This window comes from Agrobacterium tumefaciens (genome assembly GCF_031801495.1).
Taxonomy (GTDB): Bacteria; Pseudomonadota; Alphaproteobacteria; order Rhizobiales; family Rhizobiaceae; genus Agrobacterium; species Agrobacterium tumefaciens_K.
On the sequence record NZ_JAOEGC010000001.1, the window covers coordinates 876,680 to 893,129 of the forward strand.

Below are 16,450 nucleotides of genomic sequence, written 5' to 3' on the forward strand. Positions count from 1 at the left end.
TCCGGCATCGATATGGGCTTGCGTTCATGGTCTTCGGGTATAGAAGAGGACGGACGAGAAGCCTGTTTCTCACCACGATTAAAAACGGCGAACGGGGATGCTGAGGCAGCCTTTTTCTTTCGCCGCCCGCCGATGTTTAACGAAGAAAAGGTCCCTTCATGAGCACTCCGAAACCCGTTGTTCTGACCATTCTCGATGGCTGGGGGCTGAGCGAGGATCGGTCAGGTAACGCGCCCGCCCTTGCCAATACGCCGACCATTGATCGCCTCTTCGCAACATGTCCGCATGCAACGCTCACCACCTTCGGTCCCAAAGTTGGCCTGCCGACCGGGCAGATGGGCAATTCCGAGGTCGGTCATACGAATATTGGCGCCGGCCGTATCGTGGCGATGGACCTTGGCCAGATCGATCTCGCCATTGAGGACGGCAGCTTTTTCAAGAATGCTGCCATTCTGGAATTCGCAGCCAAGGTGAAGGCGGCTGGCGGTACGGTGCAGCTGATGGGCGTGATTTCCGATGGTGGCGTGCATGGCCATATCGTCCATGTTCAGGCTGCGGTGAAGCTGCTGACGGACCTAGGGCTTAATGTCGTCGTTCATGCCATCACCGACGGTCGTGACGTCGCGCCGAAATCGGCTGAAGGATTTATGAAGACCTTCGTTGGCAGCCTGCCGCGGGCCGCAAGCGTCGGCACCGTCATCGGTCGCTATTATGCCATGGACCGCGACAATCGCTGGGAGCGCGTCGAAAAAGCCTATGACGCCATGGTTCTTGCCAAGGGCGAGCAGGCGGAAGATGCAGTCAATGCGGTTGCCACAAGCTATGGCAACAATGTTACGGACGAATTCATCCTGCCGACCGTGATCGATGGCTATCAGGGCTTCAAGGCTGGCGATGGGCTTTTCTGCCTCAATTTCCGCGCCGACCGCGCCCGCGAAATCCTTGCAGCCATCGGCGCTGCCGATTTCGATGGGTTTGAGCGCGAAAAGCCTGAGCTTTCCGCTCTCTTGGGCATGGTTGAATATTCAACGAAACATAATGCCTATATGGCAACGGCCTATCCCAAGCGCGATATTGCCAATACGCTGGGTGCGTGGGTGGCGGCCAAGGGGCTGCGCCAGTTCCGTCTTGCCGAGACGGAAAAATATCCACACGTCACGTTCTTCCTGAACGGCGGCAAGGAAGAGCCGGAAGTTGGTGAAGACCGCTTCATGCCGAAGTCTCCGAAGGTCGCGACCTATGACCTGCAGCCGGAAATGAGCTCTGCGGAAGTGACGGAAAAATTCGTAGAGGCGATTGGCAAGGGTTATGATCTCATCGTCACCAACTACGCCAACCCCGACATGGTGGGACATACCGGCGATCTGAACGCCGCGATCAAGGCGTGTGAAGCGGTTGACCGTGGATTGGCCGAGGTCGTTGCCGCACTTGAAAAAGTGGGTGGCGCGATGCTGGTGATCGCAGATCATGGCAATTGTGAAACCATGATCGACCCGGTGACGGGTGGACCTCACACGGCGCACACGACCAATCCGGTGCCGGTTATCCTGTTCGGTGGTCCGGAAGGCGCAACGGTGCGTGACGGCATTCTCGCAGATGTCGCGCCGACGATACTGCAACTGATGAATTTACCGCAACCTGCGGAAATGACAGGGAAAAGCCTGATCGAAAAGTGACATCGGCGGCTCGCGACTAAGACGTTATTCGCGAGCCCTTTTTTGTTCCCGTCAGCCATGACGTACCGTTTTTCCTTAAAGGGAAGGCGGTCATGTCGTTTGCATATGTGCGAATGATGGCCGATGAGCGCTTAACATTAGAAGATTCGCATCTTGAGGTTGTCGTAAACGTGGTGCATCCTCGTGCCGCTCTGGGGTGACTACTGTGTGGAATTTGATGCCCCGTTGAGCAGTCAAATAGCTTGAGGGGGATGGTCGATGATATTGAAAGCTACGAGACGTCTTTTCACGTTCGGGCTTGCGGGCTTCTATGCAATCGTGTCGCCGCTAACGGCGGATGCATGCACCAGGTTCGTGTTTCTGGGAAAGAACGACAATATCGTCACTGCCCGTTCCATGGACTGGAAATACGATATCGGCAGCAATCTCTACATTCTGCCGAGAGGCGTCGAGCGCAGTGGTGAGGCCGGGCCGAACTCCCTGAAATGGACCGCAAAGTACGGATCCGTGGTGACGACGGGGTACGACGTTTCGACGACGGACGGAGCCAACGAAGCCGGGCTGGTGGCGAATCTCCTGTGGCTGACGGAATCGGAGTATCCGAAATTCGAGGCTGACAGTAAGCCGGGGCTGACGATAGCCGCTTGGGCACAGTACGTTCTCGACCGTTTTGCCACCGTTGCAGAAGCTGTCGAGGACCTGAAAACGCAGCCTTTCACGATCGTCACCGATAACGTGCCGGGCCAGAACCGGCTGACCACTCTGCATCTGTCGCTGTCCGACGCCAGCGGTGACAGCGCCATCATTGAATATATCGATGGCAAGCAGGTCATCCATCACGGTCGCCAGTATCAGGTCATGACCAATTCCCCGACGTATGACGAACAGCTGGCGCTGGCGTCCTATTGGCAGGGCATCGGCGGAACGGTGATGTTACCGGGGACGAACCGTGCTTCGGACCGTTTTGCACGCGCCGCGTTCTACGTTAATGCGATACCGCAGAGCGGGGAGCCAAACCATTTGCTCGCCAGTGTTTTCGGCGTCATCAGAAACACCTCCGTACCGCTTGGCATTTCGTCTCCGGACCAGCCAGAAATATCCTCGACCCGCTGGCGCACGGTCTTCGATCACAAGCGCAAACTCTATTTCTTCGAGTCCGCCATGACACCCAATACGTTCTGGGTGGATCTGAACAAGATCGATTTCTCGAAGGAAACCGGACAGGTCAAAAGGCTCGACCTCGGCACGGATCAGGCCCATACGTTTTCAGGAGATGCCACAGCAGCGTTTGAAGTGGCGAAGCCCTTCCCCTTTCAAGGGCTTTGATGAACCGAAGGCATGTGAACGTCCGAAACTCTGGTCGAGTGAGAGGGTTTGTTGATGGGGAATGTTATGAAATGGGCGCTGGCTTTTTTGCCGTTGCTGGTCGGCGGTGCGCAGGCCGCGGATGTGGCGCCGCTACAGACTGCGGAGAGTAGCTGGGAGGAGGAAAGCAGCCTGCCACCGGGCTGGGCCTTGCAGATCACGCCTTACCTGTGGGCTGCGGGACTGAAGGGCGACGTCTCGCCGTTTCGGCGTGGCCCGACGATTTCGGTCGAAAAATCGTTCTCGGATGTCATGGAGCATCTGAACGTCGGCGGTTTCATCGATGTCTGGGGACGTTACGACCGTTTCGTCTTTTCGGCGGACATGATGTACGTCAATACGACGGACAGCCGTGTGATCGGCGCGCTTCCGGTGGTGGGCGCTACGCCGGGATTGAGCGCGGACGTGGACACCATCGAATTTTCGGCGACGCTGAAGGGCGGATATCGGGTTTACGATGATCGCGATTTTTCGTTCGACCTATTGGCCGGTGTACGTATCTGGCATATCTCCAACGATGTGACGAACAACTACGGCGCGTTCTCGCGCAGCTACGGTGAGGAATTCGGCTGGGTCGATCCGGTCGTCGGCTTCAGGGCTTTTTATCGCTTTACGCCGCAGTTCTCGGTGCAGGCACAGGCTGATTTTGGTAGGTTCGGTGCTGGATCGGATCACACATGGCAAGCGCTTGCGACGGCAAATTATGCGTTCACGGATAATCTCTCTGTTTCCGCAGGCTACAAGATTCTGGATGTAGACTATGAGTCCGATGGGCACGTCTTTGATGCGACGCTCAAGGGGCCGGTTATCGGCCTGACCTACCGCTTCTGATCGCGGTCATGTGTTAGTGTTCGTGATATAGCCTCCCGACTAGCCGGCCTTTCTTGGCGGGCTTTCCGGGAGGCCGTTATCCGGGTTTATTTTCCAAATACTGCGACGCCACTGCCTGCCGTAAACGCTTTCCTGCCAAGGACGATCGCGGCGAGGAGAAGTACGCTTTGGGCGACGAGAAATGGCGGCTCGTTGCCGTTCGGGGCAAGGTTATTTAGAGCTTCGACTTTGAGAAACGATTGAACGATCAGCACGAACATATTGAGATAGAGGCCGATTGTCGCCGTGATGACGAAGATGGCGCGCGCCCTGCCATTCAGCTTGTAGACATAGAGTGCCGCGAGGGCGACCGCCAGAATGGCGGTCGAGATGATGCCGACACCGAGTGCCGGGGTGAAAACACTGATGGGAAAGAGAAATCCCGTCAGCGTCGTGGCAAGTGTCGTGGCGAGAAATAGTGCCGTTGTCCGCGGCATCCATTTTCCCGACGCATAGGCGGGAAGGGCGATCAGCCCCGACGCTATGCCGATAAAACTCAGGGCAACATGAAATGCCGTAAACTGGGAAATTGTCAGGCCAAGTATCATGGCACGTATCCCTTATTCGATTGTTGCTGTGCCGTACCGGCTGGCGGCACGGGCATGCGAAAGGTTGGGCCTCAAGGCCGAACGGGCGGCGAGATAGTGTTCGAGATCGGCATTGTCCGGCAGTGACGGAATGGTCAGGACCTCGCCGAGATCGAGCCCAGCCAGCGCCGCATCAACCATCTCGTTCACGTCCATGACCATCGAGGCGGGGATCGTCTCCAGCTTTTCCTCTTCCCAGATCGCGGTGCGGGTAATGCCTGGCAGGACTCCCTGAACCCGAACACCAGAGGGCGAGAGTTGCGCGTGCAGTGCTTCCGTAAAGGCCAGCACGAACGCCTTGGTCGCGGGATAGACGGCCGTGAATGCATCCGGCATCAGGGCCGTGACCGAGGTTATGTTGATGATCGTTCCCTTGCCTGCTGCGGCAAGACGTGGACTGATGGCTGCCGCCAGTCTGGTTACCGCGAGAATGTTGAGGTGGATCATGCCGGTGACATAGGCCGGATCCAGCTCCGTGACGTTGCCTTCCCCGGCAATACCGGCGTTGTTGACAAGGCCCGTGATCTTTCCGTCTTCGCGTAACCTCTTCTCGACCTTATCAAGGCCGTCCGCATTGGAAAGATCGGCGGCAAGAACCTCGACGGAGATGCCGTGATCCGCCGTGAGCCTGTCAGCAAGCGCTTTCAGCTTTTCGGCACGCCGCGCCACCAGCACCAGATCATAACCGCGACCCGCAAGACGGTCCGCATACACTGCGCCGATACCGTCAGATGCACCGGTGATGAGAAATGTTTCCTTGGTCATCTCGATTTTCCTTTGTTGAAAGCGGCGGCCTGGCACCGCGGGTGCCAGAGCTTTGCCGGGAACTGGTTTCAGGCATTGATGAAGGTTAGCAGATCCGCATTGAAGCGGTCCTGATGGGTCTGCGTCAAACCGTGGTCAGCACCTTCGTAGACTTTCAGAACGGCGTGCTTGACGATCTTGACGGTGGAATGCGCGGATGCGCCGATCGGAACGATCTGGTCGTCATCGCCATGCAGTACCAGCGTCGGTTTGTCGAAAGCCTTCAGGTCCTGGTTGAAGTCGCTTTCGGAAAAGGCGCGGATACTGTCGAGCTGGCCTTTCAGGCCGCCCATCATGCCCTGCCGCCAGAACTCTTCGCGAATGCCGTCGGAGATCTTCGTGCCTTCACGGTTGTAGCCATAGAAGGGGATCGACAGATCCTTGAAGAACTGGCTGCGATTGTCGTAGGTGCCTTTGCGGATGCCGTCGAAGACGTCGATGGGCAGACCGCCGGGGTTGCTTTCCGTCTTCAGCATCAGCGGCGGGACTGCGCCGATCAGGCCAACCTTTGCGACCCGGCTGGTGCCGTGGCGGCCGATATAGCGGGTGACTTCGCCGCCCCCGGTGGAATGGCCGACCAGAATGATGTCGTGGAGGTCAAGCTGTTCGATCAGTTCAGCCAGATCGTCGGCATATTGATCCATGTTGTTGTTGTGCCAGACCTGATCCGAGCGGCCATGGCTGCGACGGTCATGGGCAATGGTGCGGAAACCGTGATTGGCAAAGAACACCATCTGCGCGTCCCAGGCATCGGCGCTCAGAGGCCAGCCGTGGGAGAAGATGATCGGCTGTGCATCCTTGGAGCCCCAGTCCTTGTAGAAGATATGCGTTCCGTCTCTGGTGGTGATCGTGCTCATTTCTCTCTCCTTTGGTTGAGGGAGCGTTCTTGCGTCCCGTGGCAATAGAGATACTCTGGAGGCTGCCGGGGAAGGATTGGTGCTTTTGACAGAAGGCGAGCCGAAACTGACAAAATGAGGAAACGGTTATGACGGGTAGTGCAGGACGTGCAAAAGAAGTCGGGCTGGTTCTTTACCGCGACTGTCAGGTCGCCATGGTGCATGGCATCACGGATCTCTTTGCGATCGCCTCGGTGTTCTCCCGGGACAGAGGTGGCCCGGCGCTACGCGTCAGTCACTGGAGCATGGATGAGTGCGGCAGATTCTCCCGCTGTTACGATACAGCCCCCGATACGCCCGGACAGCCAGACATTCTCGTCGTACCCGGCAGGCTGACAGGACCGGCCGAAATCGATGAGGCCGAACCTTATGCTCGCTGGCTGCTTGATCGTCATGCGCAGGGGACGACGCTCGCGGCCAGTTGCGGTGGTTCCTTTATCATTGCTGCGACCGGCTTGCTTGCCGGCCGCCCGGCCACGACGCACTGGTTTTTTGCCGAGCGCTTTCGCGAACGCTTCCCGGATGTCCATGTGGACGCCGACAAGATCGTCATCGAGGACGGCGACATCATCACTGCCGGAGGCCTGATGGCCTGGACGGATCTCGGCCTGCGCATCGTCGACCGTCTTCTCGGGCCATCGGTGATGACCGAGACGGGCAAATTCCTGCTCATCGATCCGTCAGGCCGTGAGCAGCGGCATTACAGCAGCTTCGCGCCGCGCCTGACGCACGGCGACGAGTCGATCCTGAAAGTGCAGCACTGGCTTCAGGGGCGTGCCGGGCGTGCGACGAGCGTTGCGGATATGGCAGGCTGTGCCGGGCTTGAAGAACGTACCTTCCTTCGACGCTTCAAATCGGCCACGGGTATGAAGCCCATTGAATATGTCCAGCATCTGCGTGTCGGCAAGGCGCGCGAGTTGCTGGAGTTCACCAGGCGTTCGGTTGACCAGATCGCATGGTCGGTGGGCTACGAAGACGCTGCCGCGTTTCGCCGCGTCTTCCATCGTATCCTCGGACTGTCGCCCGGAGAGTACCGCAACCGGTTCTCCAGCAGTTCGGCAATGGCCGCTGCATGATGCTGGTAACGGTCGGTCAACCGTGGCGCGGCCTGCCGCTGCGGGTCACTGGTTGATGTCCGGCTCCACAAGCTTTGCCAGCTTGCGCAGGGATTCCTGCCAGCCGAGATAGCAGGCGTCGGGCGGGATCAGATCCGGTATACCCTGCTGCTCGATGTTGACCTCGGTGCCTGAGGCGACGGCATTCAGATTGACGGTCACTTTCATCTCGCCTGGCAGGTTAGGGTCATCGAAGCTATCCGTATAGACGAGGCGTTCACCGGGCAGGAGTTCCAGATAGGTGCCGCCAAAGGAGTGGCTGTCGCCGGTGGTGAAGTTACGAAACGACATTCGATGCTTGCCGCCGACCTTTGCATCCAGTTCATGAACGGTGCAGGTGAAGCCGAATGGCGGCAGCCAGCTGGCAATGGCGTCCGGCTCTATGAAGGCACGGTACAGCTTCTCGGGTTTTGTGGCAAAGACACGGTGCAGACGGATCGTACTTGGCATGGCTTCCTCCCGGCGGTCCTGTTTCGATCGGCGTTGTTGATCGCGAACGGATTGAACAGCAATTGGAAGGCGTAGTGAAGGCGCTTGCGCGCGCCTTCGGATTTCGGCGTATTTTAGTGACGTGGACTGGCCTCAGATCGCCGATGCGAGCTGGTGCTCGATATACAGTTCGCGCAGTTTTTTGGCGACAGGTCCGGGTTTCCCGTCACCGATCACTGTTTCATCGATCTTGAGAACCGAGGTGGCGAAATTACCCGCCGATGTGATGAAAGCCTCGGCTGCCGTCTTTGCTTCCTCGACAGTGAAGGCGCGTTCCTCCACGGCAACGCCTGCCTTTCTTGCGAGGTCGAGAATGCTTCCACGGGTGATGCCGTGCAGAAGCGCAGTCGAAAGCTCACGGGTAACAAGCGTGCCGTCCTTAGTCACGATATGGGCATTGGCGGAGCAGGCTTCGGTTACGAAACCGTCTTCCACCAGCCATGCGTCGTCGGCGCCACGGGCGCGCGCTTCCATCTTTGCCATGGAGGGGTAAAGCAACTGTACGGTCTTGATGTCGCGCCGCTGCCAGCGCAGGTCCGGGAGTGTGGCGATTGCAATGCCGCTGTCGGTGCGCTGATTGTTCACGAGTTGCTTGGCCTGCGTGAAAAGCGTGATCGTCGGTTCGGCATTGGTCGGGAACACGAAATCGCGGTCTGCGACGCCGCGGGTTATCTGGAGGTAGATGACGCCTTCATCGAGATTGTTGCGGCGGACGATTTCCCTGTGAACCGCCAATAGCTCATCCTCCGAGAGCGGCGAGGTCAGGCCAAGTTCGGAGAGGGAGCGGTTGAGGCGGGCCTTGTGTCCGGGATAGTCGATCAGTTTTCCGCCGATCACGGCAGTGACTTCATAGATGGCGTCGGCAAAGAGGAAGCCACGGTCGAAAATGGAAACCTTGGCATCTGCTTCGGGTAGCCACTCGCCATTCAGATAAACAATGCGTGTCAATCAAGTATCTCCGGATCAGATATATGGTTTGGCGAAGGGAAAAAATCCAGCCTGTGTCGGGACACTGGTGCGGGAACAAACCGTGCTGTCTCCACTCCTCGCAGTGCCTCCATCAATGCAGGGCGTGGTGGCCATCATCAGCAAAATCTCGCCACAGATGGTGGGAATACCTGCGTCGCAGACCATGGACAAGCCCTGATCCGGGCTTTGTTGCGGATCGTTGTTATCGCAGGGAAGACAGTCTGCGCGTCTGGCGTTCGATCAGTCTCTCGACTTCGGTCACGGCAAGAGCACTCAGAGCTGCGCCCGGACGACGCTGTGCGGCGCTGGCGATCGCTCCGCGTTTGGCCAGTATGTATTTGCGGATCGCAAGCCCGAGGCCCGGCTGCTGCTCGTAGCGCATCAACGGCAGATAGGCGTCGAACAGATCCTGTGCGGCATCATGTTCACCTTCATTGCTGAGACGCACCACGTCGACCATCATTTCCGGGTAGGCGAAGCCGGTCATTGCTCCGTCTGCTCCGCGCTGCATTTCCTCCGGCAGGAAGACACCGGCATTGCCGCAGAGAATGGAAACACGGCGTCGGCCTTTTGCCTCGGCATCGCGCAGATCGGTTATTTTCTGCAGTCCCGGCCAGTCCTCATGTTTCAGCATGACGATGCTCGGATGAGTTTCGAAAATCACGCCAAGGGTTTTGGAGGATATCTGCACGCCGGTGGAAAGGGGGAAGTCCTGGAGAACGACAGGGACGTCGGTTCCTATGGTTTCAACGACGTTGCGATAATAGGTGATGATCTGTTCGTCGGTGCGAAGGCTGGAGGGCGGAGCCACCATGACACCGGCCGCGCCCATATCCATCACGGTTTTGGTCAGCTCACCGATGGCCGCCAGGCCAGGTGCCGAAACACCGACGACAACCGGCTTGCCTTCGGAACGCTGCAGGGTAATGCGGGTGACTTCGATGGACTCGGCTTGTGTAAGTTTCGGCGCCTCTCCCATCATTCCGAGAATGGTCAGGCCGTTCGCACCTTTTTCGTAATAGAAGTCGACCATGCGGTCGATGCTTGAACCGTCCAGCGCGCCATTGTCGTGGAAAGGCGTCACGGCGATAACGAACACGCCCTTCGTATCCTGGGAAATCAATGACATGGCATTCTCCTGTTCAAGTGGAACGTGACTGCGAGCGACAGATATAGCAACGTGATGGATCGGTGAAGAACGGTGCTGCAGCCGTGATATATCACAGGTATACCAGAGGCATTCTCCTGTCAAAACTCAGATACGGTCTTCCGCATGTCCACCTTGTGTCGCGTGGGCCGCGAGAAAGGAACGGTGAGGTGCTGCACTCTTCGGCGATGCGGAGGCAGACTGGATAGTGCCCGGCTTGCATACGGTCGCTGCTTTCGTAATCAGTTCAATATATATTTTTAGTGAACTTTGGAAACGGGCAACGATCTTTCACGAACGGTTTGCACAATAAAAGATCATGCCGTGCAAACACATCTCCTCATCATGCATCCTCCCGCTCTGCTTTGTGCTGACGCATTTTTGGCCTGGAGGGCGATCATGCCACTTTCCCACATCACTCATTTTTCGTTTCTGGTCCCCGGCAACTACGATGATGACGATCCGTTCAAGGGCTTGGAAGAAACCCTGCAGCTTTTCGAGCGTGGGGAGGATCTGGGTTATCATGGTGCTTGGATCCGCCAGCGGCATCTTGAAAGAGGCGTCTCTTCCGCGTCCACATTCCTCGCGGCTGCGTCCCAGCGCACGAAAACGATCGGTCTTGGAACGGCGGTCATCCAGCTCGGTTATGAGAACCCGTTCCGGCTAGCGGAAGATCTCGCAACGGTTGACGTTCTGTCGCGCGGACGCCTGAATGTCGGCGTTTCGGTCGGCGCACCGCCTTTTGCGCATCTGATCCCGGATTACACCGATCCTTCGCTGGAGGCGGACTATAGTCATAAACGTGCTGAAAAACTGGCGCGCGCCTTGAGATCGGAACCGCTTTCCAGCGAGTCCGAAGCGGGAAATGCGGCGGGTACGCAAGTGCCGCGGCTTCGCCCGATTGCCAAAGGGCTGACGGACCGTCTCTGGTACGGTGGCGGCTCCCAGAGTTCCGCGAGCTGGGCGGGCAAAGCGGGCTTCAATCTCTTGACGGGCAATATCATCAGCGGTGAAAACACGGATGACTTTCATACGGCCCAGACCGCACTGATCAACCGCTTCCGGCAGGACTGGGTACATCACCATACGCCGCGTGTCGCGCTGGGCCGCGTGATTTTGCCCACCGATAGCGCGGCTCCGGCAACGCGTCGCCGTTATGCCGAGTTCGTGGCTGGGCGGACCGAGCGTACGCGAACGGCGCATGGGCCACGCCGTACACTCTTCCTGCCCGATATTGTCGGAACCACGGAGGAAATTCTGGAGACGCTGGCGAAAGATCCGGTTTTGCCGCTGGTGTCGGAATTCCGCCTTGAGCTGCCTTATGAATTCCAGGCGGAGGATTATCGGCAGATCATAGAGGATTTTTCCCGCATAGCCCCGCCGCTGTCTGGCAGGCATCCGGTCTTGAAAGTGGCAGGCAATCAATGAAACACTGGCAGCAACAACCGGAGTGAAAAATGACAATACATTCGGCTTCCATCGCGGAAAACGAGACAGCCCGGCAACGGCTTGAAGCGCGTTACGGTTTGAACCCGGAATTTTCGTCGCCCTTCTGGAATAGCACGCTGGACGCGCTGTTGAACCACAGGACATCGCGATCCTATCAGGACAAGCCATTGCCGGATGGAGCTCTCGAGCTTTTGGTTGCGGCAGCGCAATCGGCTCCCACGTCATCCAATCTTCAGGCGTGGAGTGTCGTTGCGGTGGAGGATCCGGTGCGCAAGGCGCGTCTGGCCGGATTTACGGGCGGAAATGATCATATTCGTGCCGCGCCGCTGTTTCTCGTGTGGCTGATCGATCTCAAGCGGTTGCGGGCAATCGCTCACGCGCATGGAAATGAAGGCGAGGGACTGGATTATCTGGAAACCTTCGTGCTTGGTGCCATCGATGCGGCGCTGGCGGCGCAGAATGCCGTGGTAGCGATCGATTCTCTTGGGCTTGGGTCGTGTTATGTCGGCGGCATCCGCAACCGCCCCGAAGACGTTGCGCGTGAGCTTGATCTTCCGCCTGAAACCGTTGCGCTCTTTGGTTTGACGGTCGGTTACCCCGACGTCGACGTGAAGACCGACGTAAAACCGCGCCTGCCACAATCCTCCGTTCTGTTTCGCGAAAAATATGTCGAGCCTTCGGCTGGCGATCTTGCCGCTTACGACGCGATTATGAAGACCTTTCAGGCGGGACAGAACCTTCCGCAGCATGGGTGGACGAGCGTTGTTGCGAAACGCATCGGAAATGCCGCTGCGCTGAATGGCAGGGCGGAACTGGCACACGTGCTTGAAACACTTGGGTTTTCGCTCAAGTGATCGAGTGCCTGAAGAGGCGCCGAGCTGTCGGCGTCCATCACCAGTATTGTTGGTGGGCAGGCGTAAGTCTACCTGTTCCCGTTTTCCACTGCCGGCAAGGGTAAGGGAATGAAAACGAATTCCCCCAACGGCGTTTTTGTTGTGGGGCTGATGTTTGCCAGCTTCGCGGTCGCGCTGGTGTCGGGGCAGTTCAAGCCGTCATGGCTCGCTTGGGCTTGCAACTCGTTTTACAGGTGGCGTGCTGATGGGGTGGGGCGGATGACGGCGCTGGGATGCACTGTCGGCGTCCTGCTTTCAGGCATCCATGCCGGTGCGTTATCAGGATGGATTTTCCTGCTTTGTTGCGGGCTTGGAGTGGAGCGCGAAGAAGTGTCTGAAATCGCATTCGCGACGTTCGGTTTCTATCCGGTTCTCTGAATGTGGACTGTCGATTGTTCGTGCCGACAGTGCGCCGAAGGTTAAAGGGAACACTTGTCGCACCGATACCTGTTCCGCGTCAGTGCATCCATGCGTAGAGATAAACTCTCTGTCGTGAAAGCAATTTGGAACAAAATTTCTTAAACACTTCGAATAAATGGCTACCCTTTCACCTCAATCAGTCCAAGCCCCGGTTGGGCAAATTGTAGAGGTTTCTAGATGAGCGCGACGGATAAGCCACTCGATTTTCTCTGGTTCATACCGTCCTCGGGTGATGGAAGCTATCTCGGTTCCGATGATCTGTCGCGGCCGGCCGACCCTGATTATTTCAAGGAGATTGCCCAGGCGGCAGATCGCCTTGGTTATTCCGGTGTGCTGATCCCCACGGGTGTTGCCTGCGAAGAATCGTTTATTCTCGCCGCAAATCTGGCGGCCCATACGGAGAAGTTGAAATTCCTCGTTGCGATCCGTCCCGGCGTCGCTTCGCCCGCCTATTATGCGCGTCTGGCCTCTACGCTCGATCGTGTTTCCCGCGGTCGCCTGCTTCTCAACATCGTTGTTGGCGGCAGCGCGCAGGAACTGGCCGGTGATGGCATTTTTCTTCCGCATGACGAACGTTATGACCACGCCGGAGAATTTTTTGAGGTGTTCAACTCCCTGATCGAGACAGGCAAGGGCAATCTCGATGGGAAATACATCAAGGCGCATGATGCCAGACTCGGTCTGCCGCCGGTGCAGGAACCGCGCCCTCCGCTCTATTTCGGCGGCTCCTCCGATGCTGGCATCGAGTTTTCGGCAGGTCTGACCGATAAATATCTGACCTGGGGCGAACCCCCGGCGCAGGTGGGCGAGAAGATCGCCAAGGTGCGCGCCGCCGCTGCCAAGCGGGGGCGGGAGGTGACATTTGGTATCCGTCTGCATTTCATCGTTAGAGAAACGGATGAAGAGGCATGGGCCGACGCCGACAGGCTGATCTCGAAGCTGTCCGACGAAACGATCGCGACCGCTCAGGAGGCATTTTCCAAGGCGTCGGACTCCGTCGGGCAGGCGCGTATGCAGGCACTGCACAACGGCCGTCGTGACAGGCTGGAAGTGTCGCCGAACCTGTGGGCGGGTATTGGCCTGGTGCGTTCAGGTGCGGGAACGGCGCTTGTAGGATCGCCGAAGACTGTCGCCGCGCGTCTGCGTGAATATCAGGAGTTGGGCATCGATACGGTGATCGCCTCGGGGTATCCGCACCTTGAGGAAGCTTACCGCGTGGCGGAACTGTTGTTTCCTGAAATCGGTCTTGAGGGGCCAAGAAACCAGATTCGCTCGTCCTTTGGCGCGAAACAGGTTTTCGGCGGCGGCGGTCATGGCGGCAACGTCAAGCTGGTTTCCGGTTCATGATGATCGTTTGGGGCAGGGTGTGATTTCACATTCCGTGAGTTTGAGAAATCACACGTCCGGCGATAAAAATATTATTTCTATGTAATATATCAAATATGGAAAACGATGCCTATTTCAGATGTTGGGGCGCTGCTAACTGTTTGAGCAACAAAACTATTTTCGGGAGTTTCCGATGACGGTGCAATTTGCTGCAAACGATGAACAGTTCAGGACGTCCAGGGGTGGCGCATCTGATCGCGTGGCTGATGCCGACAATCTGAAGGTTGCTCTCAGAGCGCTCGGCGGGGGTGTCAGCCTCGTCACTGCCGGTGAGGGTGAGGCGCGGACGGGTGCGACTGTCACGTCCGCGACGGCCCTGTCGGTAGATCCCCCGAGGATGCTGGTTGCCTTGAACCGCTCGTCTTCAACCTGGCCTATCATACAGCGTTTCGGCCACTTCGCCATCAATATCATCGGTGAGAACCATCAGTTCGTCGCCAACCAGTTCGCGGGTATCGGTGGCCTGAAAGGGGCCGAGCGGTATCGCGGCGCGGAGTGGACCCGCCTTGCAAGCGGTGCTCCCATTCTGGAAGATGCCGTTGCGGCTATAGATTGCACGATCGAAGAAGCCATTGAGCGGCATAGCCACGTCATCGTTATCGGCAAAGTCGAAGCGATACGCATCGGTAACGGCGGCTCGCTGATCTACCAGAACGGCCGGTATCATTCATTGGGTTGAATGCCCATGAAGCTGCGCGCGGCACAGTTATGCTGCATCTGTGTTTTTAGCTTTTGAGGGAGTTGAGCATGGGGTCCGTTATGCAGTTCAACGAGAAAATACGTGCCGTTCCCCCGCAGCTTTTTGCTGACGATGATATTCTGGCGGCAGCACGTGACATAGCTTGTCTATGCGGCATGCAGGCGGCACGACAGATTCACGAGGCCATCTCACAGTCCGGTCTTCTTGCCTTGTCCGTTCCCAACGATATAGGCGGTGCCGACGTCACGAACGATCTTATCGCGCAGGTGATTGCGATTGTGGCTGAAATCGATACGGACATGGCCCGTCGTATCGCTGAGCATTTCACCGCGCTGGAATTTATCCGCAACGCGGGTAGCGACGAGCAACGCCGGGTGCTTTTCCACAAGGCAAGTCTGGGTGAGACCTTTTCCCTGGCTACGGATGTTCCAGATCCGGAGCATCCCGTTGTGCTTGGTGACGACCTGGCTTTCCGGTTCTCGGATAAAAGACTGGTCGCGGCATCATCGGATACGGACTGGATCGTCACGCCAGCCTTCAACTATCTCCGGCAGCCGGTTCTCGCTGTGGTGAGGAGCCGTGGGTCGGCGTTGGCTGACGGTCGTCTGCGTGCCGATGAAGTCCTGCCTCTTATACAGGCTACCAACAACCTGCCGGTTTCACTGGGTAGTCTATTAAGGGCAGCTGTTGTTCTCGGAAAGGTCCAGCACGATCTCTCCGACATGCTCGCCCACGTTTCTGCCGACGAAGCTGCAGGTCAGTCCGAGATCGGCGAGGTCTTTCTTGCCGCCGAACTTTTGAAAGCCCAGATCACGCGGGTCGCTGCAATGATCGACGCCGCACAGGTAGGAGCTGAAAACGTAACATTCCGCTCAGTCAGACGTGCGGCGATCACTCTGGAAATCCTGATGCTCAGGGCCGGGCTGAATGATGCTGAAAGCGCCTCCGGCCTGATCGCGTCACTCGGAGACGATCTGCGCCGATAGCAGGGTTCGGGTTCCGTTTATTTGCCTGACGGCAAGGACTGAGCGCTTGCCGCGTCCTTTTCGGCGAATTGCGCCAACGTCATGTTGTCGAGGATGGTTGCGATGGCGTCCCGAACGTCCGTCATCGACAACCTCACCTGACAGTTATCCGGATCGTCGCAGTCGTCACACGCTTCGAAGGCTGTTCGGCTCGCACAGCGAATGGGTGCCAGTGGCCCGTCAAGTGTGCGAATGACCTGCCCGATCATGATCTCGGTCGGCATTTTCGAGAGTGAGTAGCCCCCGTTCGGACCCTTCTTGGAACGGAGAATGCCGGTATTGCGCAACTCCAGAAGAATGGTATCGAGAAACTTCTTCGGAATGTTGTTACGGGTCGCGATCTCCGTCACAAAAGCCGTCTCCCCTGGCGGGAGACGTGCCAGATCGACGAGAGCTTTCAGTCCGTATTTGCCTTTTTTTGTCAGCATTGATCCGCCCGAAAGTAACCGGCACGCGCTGACGCGCCGGATCGATTGTTTTTCAACTTACTACGTAGTTTTTAGCGATTTCCTTCGCAAGTCCATTTCTCCTGCTTTTGGCCGCAGTGGGCGGCCGTATCGATAAATGCAGACGATTTCTGGCTCCTAGGCTGGCGGGATGCCGGATGCCACGAGCATGCGCTCCATATTCACTGCACTTCTCAGCCATCCGAAAAGGAA

Annotated in this window: 17 protein-coding genes; 10 read left to right on the forward strand and 7 right to left on the reverse strand. The window is 57.5% G+C overall.

The genetic code is table 11. The features are described from left to right. Positions 1-158: 158 nt before the first annotated feature. The 3 genes from gpmI to N7578_RS04090 all read left to right on the forward strand — a co-directional run bounded on the left by gpmI (position 159) and on the right by N7578_RS04090 (position 3,872). Positions 159-1,676: a 2,3-bisphosphoglycerate-independent phosphoglycerate mutase gene (gene gpmI, locus N7578_RS04080; RefSeq protein WP_311109022.1), complete on the forward strand. Its 1,518-nt coding sequence runs from the start codon at positions 159-161 to the stop codon at positions 1,674-1,676. A gap of 258 nt (positions 1,677-1,934) precedes the next feature. Then, on the forward strand, positions 1,935-3,002 hold the full coding sequence (locus tag N7578_RS04085; protein WP_311109023.1) for a linear amide C-N hydrolase: 1,068 nt from the start codon (positions 1,935-1,937) through the stop codon (positions 3,000-3,002). Between the two features lie 66 nt (positions 3,003-3,068). After that, entirely contained in the window at positions 3,069-3,872 is an 804-nt protein-coding gene (locus tag N7578_RS04090; protein ID WP_311109024.1) for a hypothetical protein, read from the forward strand. Positions 3,873-3,958: 86 nt separating this feature from the next. On the opposite strand, the gene N7578_RS04095 is transcribed toward N7578_RS04090, so the two are convergent. From N7578_RS04095 to N7578_RS04105, 3 genes are all read right to left on the reverse strand, one after another. Continuing rightward, positions 3,959-4,459 carry a hypothetical protein gene (locus N7578_RS04095; protein WP_311109025.1) on the reverse strand — a complete coding sequence of 167 codons (501 nt, stop codon included), beginning with the start codon at positions 4,457-4,459 and terminating at the stop codon, positions 3,959-3,961. 12 nt (positions 4,460-4,471) lie between these two features. Then, positions 4,472-5,263: an SDR family oxidoreductase gene (locus tag N7578_RS04100; protein WP_311109026.1), complete on the reverse strand. Its 792-nt coding sequence runs from the start codon at positions 5,261-5,263 to the stop codon at positions 4,472-4,474. Between the two features lie 68 nt (positions 5,264-5,331). Then, complete coding sequence (locus N7578_RS04105; RefSeq protein ID WP_311109027.1) at positions 5,332-6,159, reverse strand: alpha/beta hydrolase; 828 nt, start codon at positions 6,157-6,159, stop codon at positions 5,332-5,334. A 128-nt stretch (positions 6,160-6,287) separates the two neighbouring features. Between N7578_RS04105 and N7578_RS04110 the strand changes: the two genes are divergently transcribed. Continuing rightward, entirely contained in the window at positions 6,288-7,274 is a 987-nt protein-coding gene (locus N7578_RS04110; protein WP_311109028.1) for a GlxA family transcriptional regulator, read from the forward strand. A gap of 45 nt (positions 7,275-7,319) precedes the next feature. Here the strand turns inward: N7578_RS04110 and N7578_RS04115 are convergent, their stop codons facing one another. The 3 genes from N7578_RS04115 to N7578_RS04125 form a co-directional block, all read right to left on the reverse strand. Beyond that, positions 7,320-7,763 (reverse strand): SRPBCC family protein, encoded by a 444-nt coding sequence (locus tag N7578_RS04115; RefSeq protein ID WP_311109029.1) that lies wholly within the window; start codon positions 7,761-7,763, stop codon positions 7,320-7,322. Positions 7,764-7,895: 132 nt separating this feature from the next. After that, entirely contained in the window at positions 7,896-8,750 is an 855-nt protein-coding gene (locus N7578_RS04120) for a D-amino-acid transaminase (RefSeq protein ID WP_311109030.1), read from the reverse strand. A 223-nt stretch (positions 8,751-8,973) separates the two neighbouring features. Then, complete coding sequence (locus N7578_RS04125) at positions 8,974-9,900, reverse strand: dihydrodipicolinate synthase family protein (protein WP_311109031.1); 927 nt, start codon at positions 9,898-9,900, stop codon at positions 8,974-8,976. A gap of 417 nt (positions 9,901-10,317) precedes the next feature. Here N7578_RS04125 and N7578_RS04130 point away from each other — a divergent pair, with 417 nt between their 5' ends. The 6 genes from N7578_RS04130 to N7578_RS04155 all read left to right on the forward strand — a co-directional run bounded on the left by N7578_RS04130 (position 10,318) and on the right by N7578_RS04155 (position 15,752). Then, positions 10,318-11,346 (forward strand): LLM class flavin-dependent oxidoreductase, encoded by a 1,029-nt coding sequence (locus tag N7578_RS04130; RefSeq protein WP_311109032.1) that lies wholly within the window; start codon positions 10,318-10,320, stop codon positions 11,344-11,346. Between the two features lie 29 nt (positions 11,347-11,375). Then, positions 11,376-12,221 (forward strand): NADPH-dependent oxidoreductase, encoded by an 846-nt coding sequence (locus N7578_RS04135; protein ID WP_311109033.1) that lies wholly within the window; start codon positions 11,376-11,378, stop codon positions 12,219-12,221. A 108-nt stretch (positions 12,222-12,329) separates the two neighbouring features. After that, positions 12,330-12,638, forward strand: coding sequence for a YeeE/YedE thiosulfate transporter family protein (locus tag N7578_RS04140; protein WP_311109034.1), 309 nt, complete (start codon positions 12,330-12,332; stop codon positions 12,636-12,638). 219 nt (positions 12,639-12,857) lie between these two features. Beyond that, positions 12,858-14,027 carry an FMNH2-dependent alkanesulfonate monooxygenase gene (gene ssuD / locus N7578_RS04145; protein WP_311109035.1) on the forward strand — a complete coding sequence of 390 codons (1,170 nt, stop codon included), beginning with the start codon at positions 12,858-12,860 and terminating at the stop codon, positions 14,025-14,027. A 172-nt stretch (positions 14,028-14,199) separates the two neighbouring features. Continuing rightward, positions 14,200-14,745: a flavin reductase family protein gene (locus N7578_RS04150; protein ID WP_311109036.1), complete on the forward strand. Its 546-nt coding sequence runs from the start codon at positions 14,200-14,202 to the stop codon at positions 14,743-14,745. A gap of 68 nt (positions 14,746-14,813) precedes the next feature. Next, positions 14,814-15,752, forward strand: coding sequence for an acyl-CoA dehydrogenase (locus N7578_RS04155; RefSeq protein ID WP_311109037.1), 939 nt, complete (start codon positions 14,814-14,816; stop codon positions 15,750-15,752). Positions 15,753-15,769: 17 nt separating this feature from the next. On the opposite strand, the gene N7578_RS04160 is transcribed toward N7578_RS04155, so the two are convergent. Then, positions 15,770-16,219, reverse strand: a complete 450-nt coding sequence (locus N7578_RS04160) for an Rrf2 family transcriptional regulator (protein ID WP_311109038.1) — start codon at positions 16,217-16,219, stop codon at positions 15,770-15,772. Between the last annotated feature and the right edge of the window lie 231 nt (positions 16,220-16,450).